This is a genomic window from Leptothoe spongobia TAU-MAC 1115 (genome assembly GCF_018739885.1).
Classification (GTDB): domain Bacteria; phylum Cyanobacteriota; class Cyanobacteriia; order Phormidesmidales; family Phormidesmidaceae; genus Leptothoe; species Leptothoe spongobia.
In genome coordinates this window covers 1-24,455 of the sequence record NZ_JADOES010000023.1, presented here as the reverse complement: position 1 = coordinate 24,455, position 24,455 = coordinate 1, and the positions used below count along the sequence as shown (strand labels likewise).

Here is a 24,455-nt window from a genome sequence, read left to right as displayed (position 1 = left end):
TGTTGCCTGGCGAGATTGCCGGGCATTTTTTATGAGATTACCTGATACTGATACCTCGCTATTTGTCGATGGCAATCCAGATGGCGGGACAATCGTTCGTGCTGCCTTTATGAATGCGGTGCTTGGCGAACTACTTGCCATACTCGGAATCGCCAACCTTGAGCCATTGGAAACGGGAGATGAACCAGGAGACCACAGTCAGATTGCGGCTATACTGCAGAGTCGCTTTCTACAGCAGCTCACATCTACCGACTATCCAGAATCAGCAATAACAAATCAGGTATTGATCGATCCATCCTTGGTCGATCAAGGTGAATACCCATTTCGGATATTTCGCAACAATGCATGGGAGCAAGCTGAAACGCCCTTTGTTACAACTGAGCAGCCTGGGGAAGAAAATGATTCTTTTGCAGACACTGATCATGGTCAGCGTGGTGGTGGCAACTTACACGCACTTGCTACTAGCCAGGTGGCTGGATTTATGGCACCTGAAGCAGTACAGGCCATCAACAGCTTGTTACAAACTGCTCCGTCGGTCTATCGCAGCAATTGGATCGACACTGCAGCCAATGAGATAAAGTCCTTTACCCATGGCCTGGGGGCTGCACCAGACCAGCTCTCTATTCAGTTTCGAGCCAACGAAACCTCCCCTGCCAGGCAGGTTACTTTCTTTGTCAATGAGTTAAATCGCACAACCGGTGCGATCGCCTACGACATAGGAGAAACGGTTGTACGGATATCGACAGGTGATTTTTTGTGGTCTGGTTCGACCGATAGTGGAATCCAGCGATTTTCCACAGGCCAGATCAGACTGATTGCTATTCTCTACGGTGGTTAACCGATGCCTATCCAAGTAGATCAAAAAACAAACGATGCACTAGTACAGTTTGTTGCGCCACAGACTGACACAGATGCACGGGTACCGACAGCTGAGGAGTTATCCGTAGCAGGTAGCCTTTTGCTCAATCACATCTATGAGTCTCGGAAGCTCAAGCCATCAGGTATAACAACTCGGCCTATATTTGCCGCAACGGTAGGGTCTAAGGGCGTTGTCATCCCAAGCGATTTAGGGTTTTATTCTCAAAAGCATCCAACACTAGGCATCTTGGGGGGCAACCACACGCTAGTGCTCCCATCATTGGCTGATACGGTCTCAGCGGTTAGCCGATACGATCGCATCTACTTGATGGGATTCCGTGCAGTCGTGACCGCTGACATCGATCCAGATATTCAGCTGGAATTTAGCTGGCGAGATCAATCGTCCACTATCCAAACTCAAACAAAGGAAAATACCCGTAGAGAGCGAGAGTTTTACGCCTTTGTCTGGGGCAGTGGGGAAGTAACGGCTAGTGCTGTGTGGGCTGTATTACCTGAGGTAAGTGGTGAGCGACAGTTGACCGCGAACAAAACGGCTGGCGGCATTGAGACAGGCACCCTGCAGATATATCCACTGGATAACAATTTAGTTGCTGATGCAACTTATACGGTGGTCGAAGACTCTCTTGAAATGATCGAACTCTTGCGTGTCTGGCGCGTTCAAAACACGATCCAAGATGGATATCGATGGGGCAGAACAGGGGAAAGTGATTTTCAAGAAAGATTCAACCTACAGCCCAGTTATCGGTATGTGGGGCCTGAATGGGATCTTTGGCAAGCAAGGCTATCAGAATCCATCCATCGGCTGTTTAGGGGGCTATCGCTCAGCGATACACCAACAGATAACAGGATTGTTCTGAATTTAGTCAATGGACAGGTGGCGTCTACGCTGGATGCTCCAGGTATTGCCACAGCTAGCCCTAATGGCAGCACAGCCCTAGCTAATGAGCAAAGAATGATTTTCACAAATCAAGCAATCCTTCAGCAAGAATTTTGCCTCCCGTTAACATTGGCTGACAATGGCGGTGCTGCAGAAGCTACCGTAAACTTCGCTGGAAATAGCCCATCTGGCGCACGTTTTGGGCCAAACAACACTGACCATAAGATATATAGCAAGAATGGAATTGAATCCAGTGATAACGGGTCTTACACCGGGGAAGGTGGAACAGGAGCGCTAACCTGGTTAGACACGAACGATACTGAAATGCAGCCTGGCGATATTGCGTACTTGGTGCCAGGGATTGAGTATCCTGCTGGGTCTGGTTTTCCAATTGCAGGTAAAGGGCTGGAAGCGGTTTACCTGAACTCTGTTGCCATTAACGCCAGCAACATCAAAAGTGCTGATCTAACAGCCTACGAAGAACCGGCAAATAGTGAAGATCACATCATTGTCTTTGATCAGGCCCGAGGCTCTATCAGGATCTACAAAAAGTACACGGTCAACTCAAACGGTTCCGGTATTGCTGCCATTCCTTCTACAGCCAGAGGAGTCATCGCCTTTATCGATGGTCCAAGCGCTCCCTCTGCCAGACAAGATGTTCCGATCCTTAGCGGGCTCAGCAACAATTCAACTTACAACTTACTAGTCAGCCATGCTCCACCAGGGTCAGAGCAGTGGCAGTTTCAATTTATAGAAGCGAGTTATGCCGGTCTATCATCTACCGGCATAATTGACGACTCAATTGTCTTGGGCGATCCCATATTTTTTGGTAATAGCCAAGGTGGTGGCAATGCCAACGATGGCGGAGATGGGGAACTCGGTCGTGAGTTAATAGCACTGCGCTTGCCAGTCAATACGGATGCAGGTGCTCAGGATGCATACTTGTTCAACACCAAAATCCAGCCAGCTGGAACAGCTGCGCTACCAGATAGCGCTACCTTCTCGCAACTTACCCATCACCTTGCTTCGAACGGCAATACCTTACCGAAGCAAGGTCAAACTCTCACTGCGATCGCCGCTGCCTCGGTTCAATCACAGGGACTAGCAATTCGACTGGAATCTGATGGGGTTTCACTTGGAGTACTTAAGACTCAACTTGAGTCAAGTTCAGCCTACCAACTAATAGTTGGCTTTTTGATTGAGAAGAATGAGCAACGCTATATGGTCGTATGTGCATTAAACGCTGGGGATGGCTCTACGTATGAAAGTACTCAGCTAAATACTGATGGACCGAATTACGCAGCCATAGATGTCTTTAACCTTTACTAGCTAAAACAATGGGCCAGTTTATTATTCAAGACGGTCGCAAGCTGTATCAGTTTGACGACAATTCAACCTGCGAAGTAACCGCAATTCTCAACCTTGATAATGGGTTGACAACCAAGCTGGTCGATGTTCAACAGCAGTTGTTGCAAGATATCAAGGCTGAGCTGGAGACATTAAATGCAGGCCAATCCAGCAAGCTTCAGAGGATTCAGGCAGGAGATGACTATGCTGTCACTTACACATATCTAGATCCTGGTACAGCTGACGAACGAGTTCAGACCATAACCTACACGTCAGTCAGTTTGTCGTTGTCAGTCACAGACACCTATTCATATGCTGGGTCAGCCGGAAACTACCGATTGACCGGTATTCAGAGGGCATAAAAATATGAGTTTTGATTTTGGTACCGTTGGCTTAATTCGCCAAGCACTGAAGAAGTTTTTTGCAACTGCAGCTCAAGGGGGGCTGGCTGATACTGCATTACAACCTGCTTCGGTCGGAACGATCATCCAGGGAATCAACCCTGGAATATTCCAAGGAAGATTATCGATTCATCCGTCCAATCCAGACTTAGAGAATCCGTCAGCAGGGCAAACGCTGTACCTACATCCCTGGGGCGGAAACCTAGCAGCACTCTTTTCTGGGGGGCAATGGACACTGGCATCGTTTGATGTCATTCCACTATCATTCTCTGGTCAAACAGCCAACAGACTGTATGACGTATTTGCCTTTCTGAATGGTTCAGATGTCAATCTAGAGTTTGAGTTATGGACGGCTGGTGGGGACAGACAGAATCCGCTCGAAAGAGAAAACGGGATTTTAGTCAAAAATGGTGACATCACCAGACGATATCTAGGCACTGTCTACTACGACGGATTATTAAGAGACAATGCTATCAACCGGTGGGTCTGGAATTTATACAATCAGATTGGCAGAGTGTCTGAATTTATCCTGCCAGGGCTTCAACAGCACGCTTATACGGGTGAAACTTGGCGGATATTTAACAATGATGCGTCTCAAAATACTCAGATTGTTAGCGGTTTACCTTTGAAAATTGTTGCCAACATAAACTGTGATGTTGGTAACAATGGCTGCATTGGCTTGGGTGTAAATTTTCCAGCAACTTCCCAATTAGCCAAATTCCATTACGAGCAGGTTGCAGGGGTGGAGATATTATGCAGTCTTGGTGGTAGCCAGGTTGTTAGTCTGGAACAAGGATTCAACGAATTTCATCTGGTCCAAAGAACACTCACCAATTTTGCAGAGGCTAATTTTGCAGCCGATTCTGTTCTCCAGACGTCCGGCATATCTTCGTTGCTTCAAGGGTAGTCAAGCCGAATTGGATCTGCAGATTTGGAATCTAGGGTTGATTTTTTTTGACCTGCGAGTTGAAACGAACTGGCTACACGTTTCTGAAAAGCAACGAAGGCCTCCTTTAGATTGACAATAATGGAACCCAAATCCTCAAGCAAGATCGCATTACTGTTTTGGGACAATGCTCCCTGCGATCAAGCTGGAACCTGTGTTGAATTTGAGCCAACTGTTGAGAAGCACGTTTGGCGAGCAGGAAGAGATGCTAAGCAGTGTGATCCAGGGCTTCATATCAAGAATGCTCTGATCTCGCGCATCCACTTTACGTTGTTCTTCCATCCAGAGGACAAAAAATGGTTTCTAATTGATGGTGGCGTCTACAAGGACGGTGGACAGGCTGAGCACTTTGTTCGACCGTCATCGAATGGCATTCGGATTAAAACCAAACGCGAATGGGAAAGAATCTCGGGCCAGGCTGAGATATCAGTTGGAACATTAATCTGGTTAGGGCCTGATTTTCGAATTGCGGTAGTCGAAGATTGCTCCGATATCACGGTCGGGCAGTTTTATTGGCTTGATGAAAACTGGCCAAACTTCGACAGAGTGAGCAAGGTCAAGATTGAACCAAAAATTGAAGAGGAACTGATTAGCCAGGCTGAAGTCACCGGATGGGCCATTGTCCTAGATATTGTCAACTGGCTTCAAGAGAAACCCGCTAACCGAACAGAGCTGCTGTACAAGCTAGTCGTCATTGCCTGCATGCTTCAGGCAATGATCATCCTTGCGGTAGCTGTCGTCGTCTGGAAAATCTATCCATCGCTGCACAAGAAACAAAATGACAGTCGCGTTAGGGTCGAACTAGTACGCGACATGCCAAACTTGGATCGTGTACATCTTCGGTTCCTACGCGACCTACAGAAATAACCTGACTGAGTCTGACTCGACTTGACTTAACCTGACTCAGTCTGGCTCAACTTGGCTGAGATTGACTTAAGTCCCTGTATTTGGCTTCTGTCTAAGCTGTCGATCCTTATATATCGGTATGTCTAGCGTTTTCAGCTGAAACCCTAGACATCGAGACACCTGATCGAGACAAACCCTAGACATCGAGACACCTGATCGAGACAAACCCTAGATATCTAGACAAATCCTAGACATCGAGACACCTGTCTAGATTCCTGTCTAAGCTGTCGATCCTTATATATCAGTATGTCTAGCGTTTTTTAGACATCGAGACAAGACATCGAGACATTAAAAAAGAGCGGTATATACCGCTCTACCCTGTGCCCTTATTTTTTGTCTAGCTGTCTCGATTCTGAGTATCACTTGAAGGTGACGGTGTATTTTGAACCGTCCTGATCCAGGAACTCTGCCTTGACGAGGGCCTTCAGAAAAGGCTCTGCTCGCTCTCCTTTTTTATCGGCAAAGTACCCATTTCTATGTCCATCGACCCCCCAGGCCGATGACATCAACTTAGCGGCAGTGAAGGTTACATGGTCTGTGCCATAGGTGCCCATCAGTTGCTCTAACAGCCGTACTAGCATTTGATGCTGCTCTTTAGTTGCTTGACCCCATCGTTCTAGCGCTGCCTCCATCTCGGGCATCGGTGGACGGACAGGCTCATCGTCAAACAGAGCACCTAACTCGGATTCGGCATCCGCAGGTGCTTCAAACAAACTGTCTAGCTCATCAGTTGCTGTCTCAGCTATCGGAGTCTTGTCAGCATCCTGCTGCGGTTTTTCCTCAACTGGCGATCGCAGGGTTGAGGCAGTAACGGGAACTGCCTCAGTCTTCTCCTCCTCGGGGTCTGATGGCATGGGCAGCTCACTGAGGATGATACCGTCCAGTCCCACAGGCAACCATGAGTCTTCGGCATAACCGATCCTGAGTTCTCCGACTGGTGAATTAGATACGGTTGGTTTGGTAATTTCAAAGTTGCGCGATACCTGGTCAAATAACTGCTCATCGAAGGTAACTGTACTTTTACCCCAAGCGGTTGACTTGCCAGGTGCAATGGACAGATAAAGCAGTTTGCATGCTTTGACGTATCGGCCTTCGTCGGTCATCTCGCCTGCCACTATCTTGGGGCCAAGGCAATAGATAGACTGCTCGCGCTTTACTCCACCACTAGTCAAGGTACTAATCGCATTTGCAATCGCACGATTTAGAGGAAGCACAACAGCGGGGTATTTATTCCCCTTTGAGGTCATCTCAGGCCACTCATCAACCCAGAGGATGGCTCGTTCTGTGCTTTGCCATTCATTAAATAGCGCCAGGGCCTCATCAACAGCTACCTTCGCCTCACGCTGATTGATGGTGAAGAAATCGGCCTTGACCGATTTGTAACAGTGCCTGGTGTACTCAATATCTTCGTTAGTCCCTGTCTCAGGCTTGGTGTAGCTAAGCAGGTTGATATGAAAGATTTTGATACCTTGGGCAGCTAGTAGCCGAGTTGCGATCGCAACGAAGTAACTTTTACCAGTGCGCTGCGCACCGGGAATGAAATAGGAATCGAAGGGAGAATCAAGAATTACTCTAAGAGCTGTTAAATTCGCTGCTCTCTCGCGAGCAGCCGACCGAGGGATTTGATCCTGAGCCATCCGCTGAGCATCATGAGTGCCTGGCTCAGCTTGAGCCAAACTGACTGGGGCATCATTAGGTTGATCGACCGCCTCTATCTCTGAAGATTCGACATCGATCACGTCCTCTTTCGGTTCTAGTTCCAGTTCTTCTTGGAGAATTTTTCGAACCAAGTAGATTGATTCTTCAATCTGAGGGGTGGCAGGCTTAGGCATATCCTTGATGACCGACTCCATCTCATAGAGCTGATCGTCAGTTAGCAAATATCCCCACTGACCATCTTTGATAGCCCGATTAGCCTTCTTCTTTTGTTTGTAAGCTTTAGAGGCTAGAAAATATCCAGCTGTACCGCTGACAATCGCTAATAGAACAACTGGAGCGCCAGGAATCGCAACCAGAGTTACCACTCCTGAGAGGGCAGTGCCCCCCAAAGCAGTCAAGATACCATTGCGGAATCTATCATTCACTTGGTTCCGCACTTGAGCACGGTAGAACCGGCTAACGTCTAGTGTCCCGTCCTTGATCTGGGTATTGATAGTCTCGATGGCCTGTGACTGTTGACCTTCTGGGATTCTTTCAAGGTATGACTGCATCCTTCCTGCTTCCTAACTAATTATTTTCCCTGAGAGCAGCAAATATTCTCGGCGGATTTTTACGAACCGCTTAACCACAAACGCAAACCCGAAAAGCGAGATACCGACTCGCATGATGTTGGCCCAGTCCAATAAGTTAAGGCCGAATGCAAACCTAATTGCATTCCAGACCACGTTGGTATAGCCTCCGACAAAGATCGGGGCATAAATTGCACAAACAAAAGCATCGACGATATAGGCCCAGAGCTGACGATTCTTGATGTCTTCGAGGTACGAGTCGTAGAACTCGTTTCTCTCTTCTGCTAAGTCCTTGACGACCTTTGGGTCGTTTGATGCGGTATTCACATACTGTTGTTGACTCAGTGAGTCGATCAGTCTATCCATTATTCGGATGTCGCCTTTTAGAAGGATGGGTGCGACTTCGGCGTATTGGATGTAGCCGTAGCAGATAACGGCTAATGTGCCGACTGCCGTCATCTCCATTGATTTCAACATTGCTGCAACAACCTTTAGAACAGAGGCAACCATCCATCCAATCAAGGGAAGCTTGCTAACGGCTTCGGCTCCTAGATCACCAAATTGGATGATTGACTGATCTGGGAAGATAGCCCGTGCCATAGCTGTATAAATATGGGCAGACTGCCAAAAAAGGATCAGCAATACTAAAATTGCTATCCACTGCCCTAACCACGAAATCCATGCATCTTTGTTGCCAGGGAATATCTTTTTTTTGGTTGTCCAGAGGTCATAGATACCTAGACCCACTCCACCCCAAGACAGAAGCTCTCCTAGCCATTGGTAATTGGTTCCGTTGTATACCAGGATGCCGAGCACCATTAGGCCAACTGATCGAATCCAACCAGGGCTCTTAACGGAGTCCCATAGTTCTTTGCCTTGCCCTTTCAGGGCTGTCACTGGCTTGGAGTTAGTGAATCGTTGAAATTTACTCTCTTTGGGTAGAGGAGGTGGGACTGGAGGTGTGGTTGGATCAGGGACGGGTGATGGTGACGGTGGGTGAGGGGTTGTTGTCATTGTTTGAGATTCCGCTATTTGATCGAATTACGGGGACTCCTGCTTTATCAAAAGAGTCATGAAACCTTTTGTTTATCAGCTTTGAGTCAGATGCACGGTAGATTTTGCCGATGTATCCAGGTTCCTTTGTCTCAGGGTGTAGGATCGCTTTTCCGACATTGCCGTTGTCGTCGCATAACAACTCTCCTTCAGCTACGGGTAGCCCAGTAGCACTATCTGTGTACTGAGTATTCTCGGTAACGGCCACTACCCTATAAAAGCCAGCCTCATCTCTGATCGTCAGCATGGTGCATAGCTGCTGATACATTTGATTGCCGACTTCAGCACTCAACTCCAACTCTTTGAGTGTGCTTTCAGCATCAGATACCAAAACAGCCTGCTCTGCACCAGCTTGGCTAATGGCATGGCCAGTTTCTCGGCCAGCCTTACCAGCTGGTGAAATCGCATATAAGGTAGCAATTCCTGCGATCGCGAAAAGCACTAAATGTTCAACACTGATGGGTAATCCGCCAAGAGGTTGTTCTTTTTTGCGACGTCTACGCTTAGTCATAGTTCACTCATGTCAATCTCTGGTATGCCAGGAGATTCAGTTGGAGGTTGGGGCTCTGGTTTCGTTTTATTTTTTTGGGGCTGGCTAGTGGGCTTGGGTAGCTCACTAGCGGAATTGAACTGGGGTGTTGCGGGTGTTGCGGATCCTGTTGGTGCTTGCCCTACCAATGCAGTGGCCATGTCTTGAGCCAGCGTTAGGTTTATAGCTGGACTTTGAGCTGCAGCCTTTGCGAAAACCATCAATATCCGCTTGGCCGTTTCATTAACGCTTTCCCCGTTCGAATTAGCCAAGTTCTGTAAAACTTCGGCCACCTGTTTTTCACGAGGCTTATCCGCATAAAGCCGCAATTGCACCCTTAGATCTTCGCCTTGATCCACGGGTTACATGACCTGCATAGACAACACATTCAGCATTTGAGCATCAACCTTGTCAACCATGACAATCACGTTGACATTTTTGATGGCATTCGCAAATTGCCGACAGTGGTAAGCACCACCACCGAAAAATATGCAGCCTGCCAGTCGAGCAGTAATGACACCTGAAGCCATTAACTCTTTCGCAATACTTTGCCGCCATTTAGAGGCAGCTTTTTCATATGGCTCTCCAAAAGGAACATAATCAGTGCTGCTCGCGTAAATGTACTTGTCAGGATCACCGTGATGCAAGGCTTTGAGTATTTCAGATACTTCCGGAGTGCCGTGACACTGAGACTGAATGGTAGAAGCAATCCTGGCTCCTAAAGCCTTGACTCCCAACTTGTCGAGAACTCGTCCTCGCTCGTAGTCGATCATCCCTGTACGGAGGTCAAATACACTTAAGGTGGTATCTCCGCCACCAACATCAACCATCACAACATCGGTATAGCGAGGTTCCGCTAACCAAGCTTGGAACACCTGCTCATTCCGCAATGATTGAAATACAGGTACACCCTCAGGAACAAACCGAACGTCATCTACTCTTGGACTGCACTTTTCTCCATTAATCACTACAGATGTAGTGCCTTTAATTTTGTCAGCGACAGAATTCCATAGTGCATTAAGGCGATTTTTACGAGCATCAGGAACCAAAAAACGCAACTCACCAATAACAGGATGCTTGTTTTCCTTAATGATTGGGGCGATCGCAGCGAAGAACAGAATATGTGCAATGTTTTCCTTGCCAGCCACAAAAGCTGGATCTCCTCCTGATTCAGCAATCTCACCAACAGCATATGATTTGCCATCGACGTCAACAATTGCACTCCCAGCGGGCAATAAACGTGGATCAAACTCATCGACGTCTGGATCCAGCTCCTTCACAAAAGAAGGCATTTTCCAGCTATGGCCATCAGTACAAAACTTGGTGAATGTATTGCCGGGGTCAAAGGATCCCACCCTAATCAATCCACTAACTTGAGCGGCTGATGAAGCCTTGTCTGCCTTAGCAGCACCCTTCATATCCATATGCACTCCTTAGTTAACGAAGGTTGACTTAAGCTGACTTAAATTGGCTCAACTTGAGTCATGTACATACAATAGAAAACCCCTCACTAAAAAGCAAGGAGTCTATTCACTCTTAATGAGTAAGTTTTTTATTCTATTCTTGCGGAGGAATAAGCCATCCATTGGCAACTGTATTGAGTAGGTCGGCCATATGACAAATCCGTTTGGCCTGGACGGGGGCATCCTCAAACCCATCTCCCCAGTTATATATAGATCCTTCTGTATATAGCGTTATTTTAGATAGCTCTTGTACGCATATCTTCTTATATCCTCTCTGCTCAGGTTCTTTCCCGTAGAGTCTAGGGATCCATTTACTGCAATAGTCGGCTGGCTGCACTGGCAAAAAATATTGAAACCAACTACACAGCTAACCAAAATAAGACAATAATGCAAGTCAGCCCACGACCATTCATTCATTAATAATGAGCAATATAAATCATGGAGAATGGGCATTAATCTCAAGCAAATTTACCTAATCCATTTAAAGCTTGAAATTCGTGTAAGCATTTACTGACACTCATCAAAGAATTCAAATACATAGATATAGTATTAGTCCCACTCTATGAAGATTCAAAAAATATAGACTTTAGTCTATATATGCGTTTAAGTCGGCTTCCGTGCATCTCCTGAATCGCTTGCTGCTCGTCACTGTGTTGAAATGGCGTCCCGTCGGAAGAAAAGAAGAAAAGGCAGATCAAAGCTGTCTGTAGGTGCACTTATGCAAAATCTTGGGGTAAACCCTAGACGCTGCAATATTTTGGAGGGTTTGCTGGTAGTTCGATGTAAAGACCCTTCTGAGTGTGGAGTTGTTTGGCGAAGGTACTTCACGTTAAGGCCAAGAGGCTGGCATATCGCTTTGTATTACGGTCCCACTTCGGCTTTTTACGGCTCGACTAAACCTCCTCCTCCTACTCGTTAGCTGCCTCAGATTCTTCAGCTTCCTCAGGCTCAGATCCTTGCTCCATTCGTTTCAGACTTTCCTTGGTTTTGGCAACCTCAGATTCCATTCGACCATTGGGCCATTCTCCAGTGATCTGGTTTAAGGCAAATCCTAACGGGTGAATCTGCTCCTCACTAGGCATCATTACCCCTCGGAGGATGGGCAAGACCATTACCCTTGTCCATTGGCCACGGTCATACTTTTCTAGGTAGCTCATAACCGTGGCAATACCCTCTTCTGTGCGCCAGTCAATCCCTGCTTCACGCAAGGAGTCTTGGATACACATACCAACCCAAAGCATCGGCCCTTCCAAAAGGGTCGCCATGGTTGCTTGCAGCTCCAGCACCTTTTCTTCAAGTACTTCGATGCGGAGAGACACAATCTCGTCCGCATCAGACTCAAAGTCAATATCGACTGCATGTAGCCAGGCTCTAACTTTCGCTGAACTCCATCCTCTGTATCTAGCGATCTTATTGATGGAATCGTCCTGCAAGGGAGAGCTAATCAGCTTCTTTAGCCATTTCTGGACAGTAGTGTAAGAAACGCCGACCACTGAACCGAAGTGGCGTTGACTTTCTATTTCAGGCTTTGCAAGTTCCTCTTCAACCCACTGGGCGAGCCTCTCTTTATACCCTTCAGATACTTCAGATCTTTTTGCCACTTGCTTTTCCATCCACTGCTATGGCAAAGATACCAAAGCCAGCACGGAAAGTCCTGGTCATTTACTGACATTCCCAGTGTGGTTACCAGGGTTGTCAACTGCGGAAACCAAAGACTATGATGTCTTTAGTTGTCAATAAGTTGTCACAAGTGTCAGATGGAAACCTCAAAAAAGTATTGGCCAGTGCGCCTAGATCGTTCGTATAAAAAGCCTGTAGACAGTTTTTGTACGAGGTTCGGCAGTAAGTATGGAGCCGCTGTTAGCCTCGTCCTAGACATTGCGATCGCGACAGATTGGAAAATTCTTCAAGTAGATAAAGAAAGCTTAACAAGCTGGATCGATAGTCAGTTTCAAAAAAATTAGTCAATGCGATCGGGTGTGTCTTGGATACAAGCACTTCATCTTGAGAAATTTTGAAATGGGGAAAATCGTCTTTTTAGTCTGCGATCCAGCAGGTCAGGAACTTAGCTCCAGGATGTTCAGCAACGAAGGATTGAAGGGGATAAGCTCATGAGCAAGTCACTTTCCAGCTGTCTGACGCCTTTTTGTCAGGAGGTGAGCTGATGATTGAAGTTAACGACGCTCGAAAACTTCCTTTTATCTGGCTCAACCTGGCCTTAGACGATGCTGGTTTAAACCCTTACGAGTTCCGCATTTATGTACATGTCGTCAGGCGAGCGGGCAAAAATGGGGAATGCTTTGAGACAGTCGCTAATATGGCTGCTAACTGCAACATGTCTACGGGTTCAGCTAAGCGAGCGCTTAAGGGTCTGATAGATAAGCAGATGCTAGCTAGAGAGTCACGCTCTGGCACTACCAGTATTTACCGGATTGAGGATATCGAGCAATGGGCGACTGAGGGGGATGGCCAAAATAGATCCACCCCCCTACCTGGATCTGAGGGATCCAGGGGTGGATCTGAGGGATCCAGGGGTGGATCTGAGGGATCCAGGGGTGGATCTGAGACGACCCACAAAGAAGATCCCTTTAAACAAATCCCTCTAAACAAATCCCCTGAAGAAAATTCCCCCCTAACCCCCCAAAGGGGGAACGGTGTGAGTGAGTCAAATAAATCTTTTGGAAAGCGGATTGATACACCAGAACAAACCGCCGAGGTTTTAGGAGGCACAAACATATCCCCTTCTGATCAGGGTGGTCAGGCGAAAAGTGACGGTAGTAAAGCGAAAAATAATAAATCCGCCGCGCCCAAGAACAAAGGTACTAAAAAGAAATCTGTCAGTGCCCGCAAAAGTCTGGCCGGTCAGACTGAGCAAGCCGTTATTGATTGCTTGGTTCATGATCCTGGCTTTGAGGATAGAGTCTCGCGCATGTGGGATCTATGGAATCCGTTTTTCAAGCTAATGAGAGGGACAGAGACTCCGGACAGCCCAATAGGATTTAGGTCTGGATTTGCCTGGATAATCAGCCCTTATGCTGGCAAGTATCGAATGAGCCCGGAAGAGGTAGAGGAAGCTGTTGAGTACTACGTAACGAATAAAACCAAGGCAGTAAATGCTGGTCAGAGTACTTCTCAGCCTCCAGCCGCGATCCGATTTTTTCAAGGCAAAGATCCGAAGCAGGCCGATCACCCAGAGCCATATTGTTTATTAGCCCTTCAGGGCAAGCGAGATAAGGAGTCTAGCGATATGTCAGCCCCAAGCAAGGCTGAGCGGATGGCCCAAGAAATGCTCAATGATTTGAAAGAAATGTCTCAGGAGGTGGCATGAATAATCCATTAGACGGAATGAATCCACACGCGATCGCAAAGGCGGAGACCAAGCGACCGGAGGTAGCAACGGGTAGGTTAACGATGGAAACGTTTTCAATGGGCTGGACTTTAGTTTGTGAGCACTACAGACGAGATAAGCCGAGTAAACAGTTGCTGAAGTTGTACTTCAGGATTTTGGCACCAAAGCTCAGTGATGATCAGTTCCAGATAGCTATTGGTACTGTGCTTGAAAAGGAACGTTTTTTTCCACCACTGGAAAAGTATGTGGAATATGGCAAAGATGAGGGGCGATCTTTGCCGCCAGAGCAGCGGCTGTTCATCGTGCCTGCTGAGGACAATTACGATCCTGAGTCTGCAGCAATGATTGAGGCGAGAAACCGCGCCAGAGGCATTGTGCAATCTACCGCCAGTCCAGAGACCGATCGCAGTCAAACCCAGGCCCAACCAACAGACATAACGCTAGATGGGCTAGCTGATTTGCTAGAGCGCAGCGGTTCTGATGCGGTTCAGCAGCAGTTGGAGATGCTGAGCATCCAAGGCATCACTATCAAAATGGCTGATGTTGTAGAGCGACACACGCAGCGATATAGCAATACTGCGAACTTGGAGAAGCTGGGTAATATGCTGGGTCAAAATTTTTTGGCCTCAATGACAACCAAGAATGTCAATAAGGTGTCGAAAAGTGATGGCGAAGTTAACTAAATCACCATGGCTAAACATCCCACCAGTGAGCGGGGTAACCGTCGATCGCATTGAGAACGCGATCGCATGGCTGCGGGGTAACAAAGTAGCTATTGCGTCTCACCTGCCGTTAACAATCAGTGGCAGTTACTTTGGCGCTGACTGGATAGACATCTTTTTTCGACAGTTATGGCCGTTATGGGAAGGCGAATGGCGGCATCATGAGTCGCTGGGGGCTGCCACGATTTACATATTTTCTGCTATTGGCGAGCTGCGCAAAGAGCTTGGAGCTAAGCCAGAACTCAAAGGTATTGAGCCAGCGTTGAGCCCATTGCAAGTTTTGAACGTAAAGCATGATCCAGGCTTGTTTGACCGTACGGATGTGGAATACATCGGCAGGCAATATCGAATGAAAAGCGGGCGAGTAATTGAAGCATCGCCCTTGGCTAATGATTTCGTGATTGGTCGTGATGGCAATCGTGCCGATGTCTGCCGCAAATGTAGAGAGCATCAAATCCAGCCTGCCATGGTTAACCGGGTGGGCATTACCTATGGCGAATTAAAGCGGTTGGCTAAAAAGTATTTGGCTGGAGAGCTGACAGCTGTCGCCTGTTGGTGTACGCAACCTGACCAGTTTGTTGAGTGCCACGGTCATGATGTGGTAAGCGCAATCCATACCCTAGCGAAAGAGATAAATGGAGTGGTCGCGTACAAATCAGAAAAGTACGCGACCCCTGAAAAGAGTCCCCTGAAAATACCTAAGGTGCGATTCGCAATTACGCTCCATCGGCCCTGGCCATATGCGATCGCATCCCTCAATAAGCGATTGGAGAATCGTGGTTGGCAACCATCTGGGGTGGAGGTAGGCGATTGGTTCGCTGTTCATGCTGGAGCGAAGTGGGATAAAGACGGGGCTCAATGGATTAAAGAGAGCGGGCTGGGTGAAGTCCCACCAGAAGAAGAACATCCACGGGGTGTGATTCTCCTTGCAAAGTACGGGGGCATCTCTGAGGGGCTTCTAGCGACATCTGATCCATGGTTTGTTGGGCCACTAGCTTGGCAGATTGATGACGTGATTGTTTTTCCAGAGCCTATCCCTCATACCCAGGGAAGACAAAAACTATGGGCATTGCCGGTGCATATCCAGAGACAGATTGCAGAGATGGAGGTACCGACATATGCAGCAGCTTAAGACACCGTTTCCATGGGCTGGTAACAAAACTCGGCAGATGTCGGAAATCTGGGCGCGACTTGGACATGTGGATTTGTTTATCGATCCACTCTGCGCCACATTATCGAGTCTTTTGGGTAGACCTGGCGGTGCACAGGGTGTGGAACGAGTCAACGATATCTGCTGCAATATCACTAATTTCTGGAGAGCGGTGATATGTGACCCTAACCAGGTCGCTCACTACTGCCAGTGGCCGGTCAATGAAATTGATTTAAATGCACGGCACTACTGGTTATGCGACAGAAGCTGGGGTGAGAACAGTATCAAGGCTCAGTTGATGGCCGATCCAGACTGGTTTGATGCAAAACAAGCAGGTTGGTGGGTTTGGGGCCAGTGCTTAGCGATGGGAACTCGGTGGTGTGCCGATCCTGCTATTTCTTCTCGTGGTCATGCTCGTCCCAAGGGTGCTAAGCCCGTCCACCAGAAGCCACGCACGATTGATACCTGTCCCGGTGTGGCCTCACCTAATGTTGATGCCTATGCCTGGCTGCAGGCATTGCAGCACCGATTGCAGCAAGTGCAGGTGCTAAATGGAGATTTTGCGCGGTGTTTAACCGCTGGTTCGACATGGAAAGCGTTCAGGACAGTGGGTATTTTACTAGACCCACCGTACTCTCAGGCGATGCGCTCTCGCATGCTGTACCCAACAGACTTGGGGATTGATGACCCTAACCAAAAGGAGTCTGCTGTCAGGACGCGGCAGTGGGCCATTAATAACGGGGAAAATCCCAAGCTTCGAATAGTCCTATGTGGTCTCTCGGGAGAGCATTCCATGCCAAAAGGTTGGATTGCTTATGAGTGGACCAATAATTCTGGCTATTCGTCGATTGGTGGCAAAGACCGCACATCCAATGAGGTGATTTGGTTTTCCCCTCATTGTCTAAAACGTTCAGTTCAACTTGATTTAGACCTAGCAGGGTAAAAATAATGGCCGAAGCAACAACTTTAACGAAAAACGAATCGATCGAAACATCTGTAGTGCTTTCTCCAGAACAGATAGAAACTTACTTGGAGTTAAAACAGGTTATCCAAGATAAGTTAGATGCCTTTATTGATGTGGGTATGGCGCTTGCTCGCATCAGGCAAGAGAAGCTGTACAAAGCTGACTTTGGTACCTGGCCAGACTTTTGCGCCTCTTTCAAATCATTACGGTATCCAGAAGGTCTTTCCAGTGGCCGAGCGGATCAGCTGATCCGGGCAGCTGAGGCTTCTGTATTGATAGAAGATATTGAGCTGCCACCACTCAATGAAGCAATTCTACGCGAGCTGCAAAAGCATGATAAGGAGAATTGGAAGGAGATTACCAGCCTTGCTAAATCCGTTTCTGATTCGACCGGCCATAAGATTACCGCTCCATTTATCGCTGCGATCGCACAGGAGATTGAAGTAGCGCCATTCTCTGAACTGCAAGAGATGTATGCACCGTATGGTGGCATCCAGCGAATATTTCCGAAGAATACGACTGAGCGTCCGTTTATGTATCGAACGGTGGATCATCCTGAAAAAGGGAGTGATGCATGGTTCAAGACAATGTTGGATGCTATTTCTTGGCACCAGGTAAACAACTTACCAGCAGGGGCAAAACTTCCTCGTGAAGAAGCAGAAACCCAGGATGATCCGGTGCGCGGTGCGGGTGGGCCTGCCGGACAAACCCTGGAGCAGATTGACCGTAACAGTAAGTTGATTGATGAGATAAATGATAGTGATGCATCGTCTGGGTTAGAGTCAGGTGTGGAGCCTAATAAGAAAGCTAACTTGTGGACAACATCGGCTAACGATGAAGACGATCCAGGTAAAGAGCGTGATGAGCGCTGGACTCCTGAGAAATATTGGTTGCCTGCACTGGATATGCATAGTCGGGCTGCATTTGACTTGGATCCAGCTACCTGTGATGGGGCCACCGTTCCTGCCCGATGTAGGTACACCAAAGAGAATAATGGGTTACTCTTACCTTGGGACGCTGATCTACTATGGGCCAACTGGCCGTATTCTGAAAACAGAGAATGGACCGACAAGTTCATTACCGAGTATGAACGGGGTGCGATCGCAACAGCATTTATTTTGGACAAGACTGATAACAGAACCTATTGGTACCAAACGTTAATCAGGGCTGCAGATGCCTATTGTTTGGTGGATCACGGCATTAGACACCTGAATACAGATGGTGGGGCACAGTTTGGTTCAACAATCTTCTACTATGGGCCTGATCCTGTGGCATTCGCCAAGGCTTATCAGCACTTAGGGTTTATTGGTCAAACGCTTCGATTGGCAACGGATGAACAATTTTGAAGAGTTAATTGCCAGATTGGACAGAATGGAGCTGCAGTTGGGACGAATCCAGCTGCAGCAACAAGAGATTCTTGCTGCCAGACAAGCTGAAGCACCAATACCAACTCAATGGCTTAAACCACAGGCGGCTTCAGTTGAGTGGAGCCTTAGCGAGAGTACTTTAAGAAAGTATAGATACAAGCAATGGACAGATGGTTCCTATGGCTGGATCAAGGGAATTCACTGGAAGGCCCGTATCGGTTACAATCGGGCGATCGTGGAACATTGGTTTACATACAGACACGATCACAAAACTCACCAAGACTATATAAATAGATGGCTTAAGGCGACGAATCAGTTACCCAAAAATCTCACTAGCTGATGACTGATGACCAGTCTTTACCCTTCCGCTCGAATGTTTCTATCGTCTTCTGCGGCTCTGACATGTGATTTGATGTATAGGGCATCTCTGGAACTTTTTTTCGGCCTTGGATACCACCCAAATAATGCCTAATTAATATCTCTGGATCATGTCCAGTGATGTCAGCGATGTCTGCTGGACTCCATCCCATAGCTGAGCAGTGACTAATAAATGTGCTTCGCATGATGTATGGGCGACGATAAGTTATTTGGCAATCTTCGAGCACTCGCTTCCATGCTCGATTCCTGAAGTTGCGATCGCTCATATAACCGCCATTGGGCGCAGGAAAGACTAGTTCAGTAGGGGGTGAATTTCCTTTGCGCTGAATAAGCATTAGAGCAAGAGAGTCAGGCAGATCAAATTCTCGTTGCTCGTTAGTTTTAGTAGCTCCTAGTTCACCACGTCCATAAGACTCTCCAATCCATACGTGGTCACACTCGGGTGTGAAATGTTCCCAGCGCAATGCAGCTGTTTCTCCAAACCTGGGGCCGCATCCAAACTGAAACCGTACGAAATCGGTATAGAAGTTGTAATATCGATTTTTTCTGAAACCAGCAATAATTGCCTGCACCTCAGCCTGAGTGAATGGAGTCGGTGCTTTTTTGGGAGGGACTTTGATGAGCTCCAGTGTTGTGCGCCACGGATTTTTTTCTACTAACTCCTGACCTAACGCCCACTCCCACGCTCCTTTGACTAAAGACAAGCGCTGCTTGGCCGTCAACTCACTTAACCCCTCGGATTCCGTCAGAAACTTAGCGAAGTTATCCGCATCAGCTTGGCTAAGCGTTTCAACCGTGCGATCTCCAAAAAACCTAGCGAGATTAGGTCGAGTGTAGTCATATTTTTCAAGACTTCGAGCAGTAACGCGCAGTGCTTTGTAATTCCGGTACTGATCCCAGATAGCTAGGATCGGTCTATTATTTGCCCGTGCATCTGCAGGACGATATTTGTCAAGGGTTACATCAAAGTTACCTGTGACAATGTCCCCCTCGATTTGCCGGGCAGTCACCTCGGCCATGGCACGGTTAAGTGGGCTATCCTCCATGCCTAAGTACAGAAACTTACGCTTCTTGGAACCAGGCGGTGTGAACACTAACCGCAATCGATTATTGTTTACATTTACTGAAACCTTTGCCATGACTGGTGTTCACAGTGATTGTCACACGTTAGTGGAGTCGCACACTCGTGTCACACTCCTGTCACAATCATCTACGAAAAACGGTCATTTGTGGGCCGAACTAGGATCGAAACTGGGTTCTTTTTTGGGCACCAAAAAACCCTTGCCCTCAGCCCTGATGACTGTATGACAAGGGTTTCAGCTGAATCGGAGCGGCGGGATTTGAACCCACGACCCCTACTACCCCAAACTTGAGCAGAGCCTATCAAAAGCCTTGTTTTACAGTAGCTGCACAATTTCCCTGCCAATCAACTACCTAATCACTACCTTCCGTCGATTTATTTCCCAAGCTGTGTTTAGTGCTTTGATGAATGTATCAGCATCCAGATGCAGCTTCAGCTTAGGCATGGATAGCTGCTGCTTCTAAGGCAACTCCAGATGAAATTGCATCATTTATCTCAGCCTTATGTGCCTCGTAAAACCTCAAGGCTTCTGCAACTTGTGCTGGGGATAGGTCATATTCCTCAGCAATTTTATTCACATCCCAGGCCCACTCAGTATTTGCGATGACAATTGTTTGTACTCGAATGCCCGTGCCTTTGATGCTTGCATTTGCCTGGCCACTGGTGCCAGTCCAGTATTGAATCTGGGGAAAAGCTTGCTCATCGTTTAAGGGTAAGCCTATCTCTAGCGTTTCCTGCTGAATTGAACCTAATAACTGCTGCACTAATTGCCAGCGGTCTTGAAGAGGTAACTGTAATACTCGCTCTTGAAGTTCTTGCAATGTCATAGAGTACCTCCTCCTACGATACACATGTTCCATTGTAAGTCGGTTTTAGTCTGCCTGAGACGGTTGTCTAGTCAAGCGAGCAGTTGCGCTATAAAGATCATATGCAGGTGCAGCTGAAGAATCCAGTGGACTGGCTAATGACCATTCTGAAAGCAGAGGGGGGCTCCGAAAAATGATGCCGATTGAACTAAGGGAAAAAGGATACCAAGCACTCATGGCTTCTTTAGGACCGATTAATGCAATCCGATTTTTGCAGTTAGCTGACTGGGGTACAGGTAACTACACTGCAGAGCGTCATCAATGGCTTGGTTCAGCTTCCCGAGAAAGCTTCTGGCAGGATATCCAACGTATTCGCGCCCGAAAAAACGTACAGCAGCAGTCAGAGACTTGAAGCTTCGCCTAAATTCTTTGAAAGAGATGAAGCTCTGACTTTAAGCAGGCCTATTGGGAGTAAATTACCCCATAGAAGAATCTGAAGGTAAATTTGCCATACTAAAATCACTGATACATCAGATGTTTTCCCGTGTGAGGCCTTCTATGACCGTCACCACCTACAAATGGACCATAGACCGTTATCACCAGGCTATCCAAGCTGGCTTGTTTGACGATCAGCCTGTTGAGCTGCTACGCGGAGAAATCATCATTATGCCGCCAGAGGGTGAACCCCACGCCTACTACAATCGAGAAGCAGGCGACTACCTACGAGGCTTGCTCGGCAATCGTGCCAAAGTCAGCGAAGCCCACCCCATCACCCTCAGCGACGACTCAGAACCTATTCCCGACCTGGCCATCGTCAAGCCCTTGGGCACCGTCTATCTGGAGCATCACCCCTATCCCAGTGATATCCACTGGCTGATTGAATTTTCTAACGCCACAGTTACCAAGGACCTGACCACAAAGAAAACCACCTACGCCGCATCAGGGATCCAAGAATATTGGGTCGTCAATTTGAAGGATAAACAGCTACATATTTTCAAAAATTTGCAGAATGGGCAATATACTTCGGAAGATATCCTGAAAACTGGCACCGTATCACCTGAGGCTTTTCAGGATGTGCAAATTCAGGTAAATCGTCTGATGACCTCATAGAGTAAGACTCACCCTATGCTCGGTCACGACAGATAAATGATGGTTTACCTCATAGTCCGACCCAATCCAGCTGGGATAGCAATTGTCTAAGGTCTCGTAAGATAGAGACGATCACGATAGCTTAGTTGTCTGATGCCCAAATGGTTTAACGTTGCGGGTCCTTGTAAAGCAGATATTCACTATATGCTCTCCCCGCTGGCTCGGGTGCCACAGTTAGAGCAACTGATTACCCAGCAAGGATATTTTGTGATCCATGCCCCGCGACAAACGGGCAAAACAACTGCCATGTTAGCGCTAGCCCAGCAGCTTACGGCCAGTGGTAATTACACAGCCATTATGGTGTCTGCTGAGGTAGGGGCTGTTTTTCCCCATGATCCAGGAGCGGCAGAATTAGCCTTGCTAGGGAGCTGGCGAGATCGGGCTGAAAATCATTTACCCCCTGAACTACATCCACCCATTTGGCCAGAGGCAGCACCTGGTCAGCGCATACAGGCTTCCCTAAGGGCATGGTCACGGGCATCTAAACGACCCTTGGTAATCTTTATTGATGAGATTGATAGTCTGCAAAATGAAACATTAATTTCTATCCTCCGGCAACTGCGATCAGGCTATCCTGATCGGCCTAACCACTTTCCTCATGCCCTTGCGCTGATCGGTGTGCGGGATGTGCGGGATTACAAGGTTTCCTCGGGAGGGAGTGATCGCTTAAATACAGCCAGTCCATTTAATATCAAGATTAAGTCGCTGACTCTTCGGAATTTTAATGCTGATGAGGTGGGGCAACTGTACTCTCAACATACGGCTGAGACAGGCCAAGGGTTTGAACCTGAAGCGGTTAACTATGCCTACGACTTAACGCAAGGGCAGCCATGGTTAGTCAATGCCCTGGGGAAAGAAGTGGTGGAAGAGTTGGTGCCTGACCCGACTGAAACAGTTACAGTGGCCCACATTGAAACCGCTAAGGAAGTCTTAATTCGGCGGCAGGATACCCATCTGGATAGTTTAGCCAGTGTTTTGAGAGAAGATCGGGTGAGGGCGATCATTAGTCCCATGCTGGCTGGTCAAGAACTAGGGGTCATCCACAGTGATGATCGTCAGTTTTTGATAGATCTGGGTTTGGTGGTGCGCAATCCAGCAGGTGGGCTAATGCCAGCCAATCCAATTTATCGAGAAGTGTTACCCAGAGTATTGGCTAGCGGTCCTCGGGATAGTTTGCCAGTGATTCGTCCCAGCTGGTTAGATACTGACAGTACCCTCAAGGCTGATCGGCTATTGGATTCATTTCTAAGTTTTTGGCGACAGCATGGTCAACCGTTACTTAAAAGCGCTCCTTACCATGAAATTGCCCCCCATTTGGTGTTGATGGCGTTTTTACATCGTGTTGTGAATGGAGGCGGTACCCTAGAGCGCGAATATGCCATTGGTACGGATCGGATGGATCTTTGTCTGCGCTATGGGGACGTTGCGATCGCAATGGAACTGAAAGTTTGGCGCGATAACCGTCCCGATCCACTCAAGGCTGGATTAGAACAGTTGGACCGTTATCTGTCAGGCTTGGGGTTGTCGACGGGCTGGCTGGTCATTTTTGATCAACGTGAGGGGCTACGACCCATTGCAGAACGGACGACAACGGAACAGGCGATGACGATAGGGAATCGCCCCATTACGGTCATTCGAGGATAGGCTAAAAGTACGTCCACAAGGTTATCGAGCCGTTCGTATTTTGGACACGCGCCATGCCCTCACCGTTTCCAGGGATGGATCCTTATCTAGAGCAGCCTAGGTTTTGGTCGTCTTTTCATAGTCGATTGATTGTCGCGATCTCAGATACCTTGGCCCCTCAACTTAGGCCCCATTCTTTCGTTGAGGTTGAAACTCGAACTTACAATGACAACCCTGATGCTGAACTGTTGGCATCAAGCGAACCCCATCAGCCTCAAACCCTTACGCTACCAATGCCAATTGAAATCAAAGAACGCTATCTAGAGGTGCGCGAGGTTGGTAGTAATGCCGTCATTGCGGTGATAGAAGTGCTTTCGCCTAAAAATAAACGCAAAGGTAAAGGCCGAACGATCTATGAAGCAAAGCGGCAAACGGTTTTAGGAAGTGCGTCACACCTGATTGAAATCGACCTGTTGCGGAGCGATCCGCCGATGCCGATGCAGGAAGCTACACGGCTGGCGCATTATCATATTTTGGTAAGCAGGGCTGAGCAACGCCCCCAAGCCGAACTTTATGCAGCTACCATACGTGAGCCGTTGCCTGAGTTTCCAGTGCCGTTAAAAACAGCTGATGAGGCAGTACTTGTTAACCTTCAAGCTATTTTTACAGGCCTATACGAGCGGGCTAGCTACGATTTACGCATTGACTACTCACAACCTTTGCCACCGCCTAGTTTCTCAGAAGCGGATCAAGCTTGGATCGCTTCATTGTTCCAGTCTACATAATCTGTTGTCTACTTAGCCCCCTGATCGATGAGCGCCTCATTCACGGCCCTGAGAACCTTGAACTCGGTTTCAACGGTATCTAATCGGCGTTCCAGCTCCGTATAGAGGGTGTTGAAATTACCTGATAACGCCTTGTAATCTTTTTTGAGGTGATTAATGTCCCGCTCAAGGCCGTAACTCTTTCTCACCCTGGATATACCCCATCCAATCAGGGCGCTAACCGCAGACACGATGGTGATGATCAGGCCTATGTTTTTGATGATAAATTGCATAGCTCGCTCTTGGAAAATAGAAAAGGCCGGTGTTACCGGCCCGACCTTTGGTTGAAAACGCTAATCTCCTGTTGTCCAAGGAGTCACTCTGTTTATGCGGTACGGGTGTAACCGGTGTTCCGCTCTAGCCCATTTGAGGGGCTGAAATATTGAATGGGCAAGGATTGTAGGCATTCAGAA

Annotated in this window: 25 protein-coding genes; 16 read left to right on the top strand and 9 right to left on the bottom strand. The window is 47.8% G+C overall.

Annotated elements, in window-relative coordinates:
• Positions 1-31 precede the first annotated feature (31 nt).
• The 5 genes from IXB50_RS12670 to IXB50_RS12650 all read left to right on the top strand — a co-directional run bounded on the left by IXB50_RS12670 (position 32) and on the right by IXB50_RS12650 (position 5,317).
• Positions 32-838, top strand: a complete 807-nt coding sequence (locus IXB50_RS12670; RefSeq protein WP_215609341.1) for a hypothetical protein — start codon at positions 32-34, stop codon at positions 836-838.
• 3 nt (positions 839-841) lie between these two features.
• Positions 842-3,085, top strand: coding sequence for a hypothetical protein (locus tag IXB50_RS12665; protein WP_215609340.1), 2,244 nt, complete (start codon positions 842-844; stop codon positions 3,083-3,085).
• 8 nt (positions 3,086-3,093) lie between these two features.
• On the top strand, positions 3,094-3,465 hold the full coding sequence (locus IXB50_RS12660) for a hypothetical protein (RefSeq protein WP_215609339.1): 372 nt from the start codon (positions 3,094-3,096) through the stop codon (positions 3,463-3,465).
• Between the two features lie 4 nt (positions 3,466-3,469).
• The gene (locus IXB50_RS12655) at positions 3,470-4,411 is read left to right on the top strand and encodes a hypothetical protein (RefSeq protein WP_215609338.1); all 942 of its coding nucleotides are present in this window, start codon (positions 3,470-3,472) and stop codon (positions 4,409-4,411) included.
• A gap of 120 nt (positions 4,412-4,531) precedes the next feature.
• Positions 4,532-5,317 (top strand): FHA domain-containing protein, encoded by a 786-nt coding sequence (locus tag IXB50_RS12650; RefSeq protein WP_215609337.1) that lies wholly within the window; start codon positions 4,532-4,534, stop codon positions 5,315-5,317.
• A 398-nt stretch (positions 5,318-5,715) separates the two neighbouring features.
• Here IXB50_RS12650 and IXB50_RS12645 read toward each other — a convergent pair whose 3' ends face one another.
• The 6 genes from IXB50_RS12645 to IXB50_RS12620 all read right to left on the bottom strand — a co-directional run bounded on the left by IXB50_RS12645 (position 5,716) and on the right by IXB50_RS12620 (position 12,230).
• A complete protein-coding gene (locus IXB50_RS12645; RefSeq protein ID WP_215609336.1) occupies positions 5,716-7,566 on the bottom strand; it encodes a hypothetical protein in 1,851 nt (616 codons plus the stop codon).
• 12 nt (positions 7,567-7,578) lie between these two features.
• A complete protein-coding gene (locus tag IXB50_RS12640; RefSeq protein ID WP_215609335.1) occupies positions 7,579-8,598 on the bottom strand; it encodes a hypothetical protein in 1,020 nt (339 codons plus the stop codon).
• A complete protein-coding gene (locus IXB50_RS12635) occupies positions 8,555-9,148 on the bottom strand; it encodes a hypothetical protein (protein WP_215609334.1) in 594 nt (197 codons plus the stop codon). Before IXB50_RS12635 ends, IXB50_RS12640 begins: the two co-directional genes overlap by 44 nt.
• Positions 9,145-9,525, bottom strand: coding sequence for a hypothetical protein (locus tag IXB50_RS12630; protein ID WP_215609333.1), 381 nt, complete (start codon positions 9,523-9,525; stop codon positions 9,145-9,147). The genes IXB50_RS12635 and IXB50_RS12630 overlap by 4 nt, the downstream gene beginning before the upstream one ends.
• A 3-nt stretch (positions 9,526-9,528) precedes the next feature.
• Positions 9,529-10,590 carry a ParM/StbA family protein gene (locus tag IXB50_RS12625; RefSeq protein WP_215609332.1) on the bottom strand — a complete coding sequence of 354 codons (1,062 nt, stop codon included), beginning with the start codon at positions 10,588-10,590 and terminating at the stop codon, positions 9,529-9,531.
• A gap of 947 nt (positions 10,591-11,537) precedes the next feature.
• Positions 11,538-12,230: a hypothetical protein gene (locus IXB50_RS12620; RefSeq protein ID WP_215609331.1), complete on the bottom strand. Its 693-nt coding sequence runs from the start codon at positions 12,228-12,230 to the stop codon at positions 11,538-11,540.
• Positions 12,231-12,386: 156 nt separating this feature from the next.
• On the opposite strand from IXB50_RS12620, the gene IXB50_RS12615 reads away from it, so the two are divergent.
• From IXB50_RS12615 to IXB50_RS12585, 7 genes are all read left to right on the top strand, one after another.
• On the top strand, positions 12,387-12,593 hold the full coding sequence (locus IXB50_RS12615; RefSeq protein WP_215609330.1) for a hypothetical protein: 207 nt from the start codon (positions 12,387-12,389) through the stop codon (positions 12,591-12,593).
• 200 nt (positions 12,594-12,793) lie between these two features.
• A complete protein-coding gene (locus IXB50_RS12610; protein WP_215609329.1) occupies positions 12,794-13,957 on the top strand; it encodes a helix-turn-helix domain-containing protein in 1,164 nt (387 codons plus the stop codon).
• On the top strand, positions 13,954-14,661 hold the full coding sequence (locus tag IXB50_RS12605; RefSeq protein ID WP_215609328.1) for a hypothetical protein: 708 nt from the start codon (positions 13,954-13,956) through the stop codon (positions 14,659-14,661). The genes IXB50_RS12610 and IXB50_RS12605 overlap by 4 nt, the downstream gene beginning before the upstream one ends.
• Positions 14,645-15,832, top strand: coding sequence for a DUF4326 domain-containing protein (locus tag IXB50_RS12600; protein ID WP_215609327.1), 1,188 nt, complete (start codon positions 14,645-14,647; stop codon positions 15,830-15,832). Before IXB50_RS12605 ends, IXB50_RS12600 begins: the two co-directional genes overlap by 17 nt.
• The gene (locus IXB50_RS12595; RefSeq protein ID WP_215609326.1) at positions 15,819-16,793 is read left to right on the top strand and encodes a hypothetical protein; all 975 of its coding nucleotides are present in this window, start codon (positions 15,819-15,821) and stop codon (positions 16,791-16,793) included. The genes IXB50_RS12600 and IXB50_RS12595 overlap by 14 nt, the downstream gene beginning before the upstream one ends.
• Positions 16,794-16,798: 5 nt before the next feature.
• Positions 16,799-18,160, top strand: coding sequence for a DNA N-6-adenine-methyltransferase (locus IXB50_RS12590; protein ID WP_215609325.1), 1,362 nt, complete (start codon positions 16,799-16,801; stop codon positions 18,158-18,160).
• Positions 18,147-18,521: a hypothetical protein gene (locus IXB50_RS12585; RefSeq protein ID WP_215609324.1), complete on the top strand. Its 375-nt coding sequence runs from the start codon at positions 18,147-18,149 to the stop codon at positions 18,519-18,521. Before IXB50_RS12590 ends, IXB50_RS12585 begins: the two co-directional genes overlap by 14 nt.
• Here IXB50_RS12585 and IXB50_RS12580 read toward each other — a convergent pair.
• On the bottom strand, positions 18,514-19,698 hold the full coding sequence (locus tag IXB50_RS12580) for a site-specific integrase (protein ID WP_215609323.1): 1,185 nt from the start codon (positions 19,696-19,698) through the stop codon (positions 18,514-18,516). The genes IXB50_RS12585 and IXB50_RS12580 overlap by 8 nt on opposite strands.
• Positions 19,699-20,077: 379 nt before the next feature.
• Positions 20,078-20,467 carry a DUF433 domain-containing protein gene (locus IXB50_RS12575; RefSeq protein WP_215609322.1) on the bottom strand — a complete coding sequence of 130 codons (390 nt, stop codon included), beginning with the start codon at positions 20,465-20,467 and terminating at the stop codon, positions 20,078-20,080.
• Between the two features lie 172 nt (positions 20,468-20,639).
• Between IXB50_RS12575 and IXB50_RS12570 the strand changes: the two genes are divergently transcribed.
• From IXB50_RS12570 to IXB50_RS12555, 4 genes are all read left to right on the top strand, one after another.
• Complete coding sequence (locus tag IXB50_RS12570) at positions 20,640-20,858, top strand: hypothetical protein (RefSeq protein WP_215609321.1); 219 nt, start codon at positions 20,640-20,642, stop codon at positions 20,856-20,858.
• Between the two features lie 146 nt (positions 20,859-21,004).
• The gene (locus IXB50_RS12565) at positions 21,005-21,556 is read left to right on the top strand and encodes a Uma2 family endonuclease (RefSeq protein ID WP_215609320.1); all 552 of its coding nucleotides are present in this window, start codon (positions 21,005-21,007) and stop codon (positions 21,554-21,556) included.
• Positions 21,557-21,688: 132 nt separating this feature from the next.
• On the top strand, positions 21,689-23,239 hold the full coding sequence (locus IXB50_RS12560) for an ATP-binding protein (RefSeq protein ID WP_215609319.1): 1,551 nt from the start codon (positions 21,689-21,691) through the stop codon (positions 23,237-23,239).
• A gap of 53 nt (positions 23,240-23,292) precedes the next feature.
• Positions 23,293-24,003, top strand: a complete 711-nt coding sequence (locus tag IXB50_RS12555; RefSeq protein WP_215609318.1) for a DUF4058 family protein — start codon at positions 23,293-23,295, stop codon at positions 24,001-24,003.
• A gap of 8 nt (positions 24,004-24,011) precedes the next feature.
• Here IXB50_RS12555 and IXB50_RS12550 read toward each other — a convergent pair whose 3' ends face one another.
• Positions 24,012-24,275 (bottom strand): hypothetical protein, encoded by a 264-nt coding sequence (locus tag IXB50_RS12550; protein ID WP_215609317.1) that lies wholly within the window; start codon positions 24,273-24,275, stop codon positions 24,012-24,014.
• Positions 24,276-24,455 lie beyond the last annotated feature (180 nt).

Bases quoted from the DNA above. Each gene is read 5' to 3' on its own strand.
- IXB50_RS12670 (WP_215609341.1), top strand. From the start codon at position 32: ATGAGATTACCTGATACTGATACCTCGCTATTTGTCGATGGCAATCCA.
- IXB50_RS12665 (WP_215609340.1), top strand. From the start codon at position 842: ATGCCTATCCAAGTAGATCAAAAAACAAACGATGCACTAGTACAGTTT.
- IXB50_RS12660 (WP_215609339.1), top strand. From the start codon at position 3,094: ATGGGCCAGTTTATTATTCAAGACGGTCGCAAGCTGTATCAGTTTGAC.
- IXB50_RS12655 (WP_215609338.1), top strand. From the start codon at position 3,470: ATGAGTTTTGATTTTGGTACCGTTGGCTTAATTCGCCAAGCACTGAAG.
- IXB50_RS12650 (WP_215609337.1), top strand. From the start codon at position 4,532: ATGGAACCCAAATCCTCAAGCAAGATCGCATTACTGTTTTGGGACAAT.
- IXB50_RS12645 (WP_215609336.1), bottom strand. From the start codon at position 7,566: ATGCAGTCATACCTTGAAAGAATCCCAGAAGGTCAACAGTCACAGGCC.
- IXB50_RS12640 (WP_215609335.1), bottom strand. From the start codon at position 8,598: ATGACAACAACCCCTCACCCACCGTCACCATCACCCGTCCCTGATCCA.
- IXB50_RS12635 (WP_215609334.1), bottom strand. From the start codon at position 9,148: ATGACTAAGCGTAGACGTCGCAAAAAAGAACAACCTCTTGGCGGATTA.
- IXB50_RS12625 (WP_215609332.1), bottom strand. From the start codon at position 10,590: ATGGATATGAAGGGTGCTGCTAAGGCAGACAAGGCTTCATCAGCCGCT.
- IXB50_RS12615 (WP_215609330.1), top strand. From the start codon at position 12,387: ATGGAAACCTCAAAAAAGTATTGGCCAGTGCGCCTAGATCGTTCGTAT.
- IXB50_RS12610 (WP_215609329.1), top strand. From the start codon at position 12,794: ATGATTGAAGTTAACGACGCTCGAAAACTTCCTTTTATCTGGCTCAAC.
- IXB50_RS12605 (WP_215609328.1), top strand. From the start codon at position 13,954: ATGAATAATCCATTAGACGGAATGAATCCACACGCGATCGCAAAGGCG.
- IXB50_RS12600 (WP_215609327.1), top strand. From the start codon at position 14,645: ATGGCGAAGTTAACTAAATCACCATGGCTAAACATCCCACCAGTGAGC.
- IXB50_RS12595 (WP_215609326.1), top strand. From the start codon at position 15,819: ATGCAGCAGCTTAAGACACCGTTTCCATGGGCTGGTAACAAAACTCGG.
- IXB50_RS12590 (WP_215609325.1), top strand. From the start codon at position 16,799: ATGGCCGAAGCAACAACTTTAACGAAAAACGAATCGATCGAAACATCT.
- IXB50_RS12585 (WP_215609324.1), top strand. From the start codon at position 18,147: ATGAACAATTTTGAAGAGTTAATTGCCAGATTGGACAGAATGGAGCTG.
- IXB50_RS12580 (WP_215609323.1), bottom strand. From the start codon at position 19,698: ATGGCAAAGGTTTCAGTAAATGTAAACAATAATCGATTGCGGTTAGTG.
- IXB50_RS12575 (WP_215609322.1), bottom strand. From the start codon at position 20,467: ATGACATTGCAAGAACTTCAAGAGCGAGTATTACAGTTACCTCTTCAA.
- IXB50_RS12570 (WP_215609321.1), top strand. From the start codon at position 20,640: ATGATGCCGATTGAACTAAGGGAAAAAGGATACCAAGCACTCATGGCT.
- IXB50_RS12565 (WP_215609320.1), top strand. From the start codon at position 21,005: ATGACCGTCACCACCTACAAATGGACCATAGACCGTTATCACCAGGCT.
- IXB50_RS12560 (WP_215609319.1), top strand. From the start codon at position 21,689: ATGCCCAAATGGTTTAACGTTGCGGGTCCTTGTAAAGCAGATATTCAC.
- IXB50_RS12555 (WP_215609318.1), top strand. From the start codon at position 23,293: ATGCCCTCACCGTTTCCAGGGATGGATCCTTATCTAGAGCAGCCTAGG.
- IXB50_RS12550 (WP_215609317.1), bottom strand. From the start codon at position 24,275: ATGCAATTTATCATCAAAAACATAGGCCTGATCATCACCATCGTGTCT.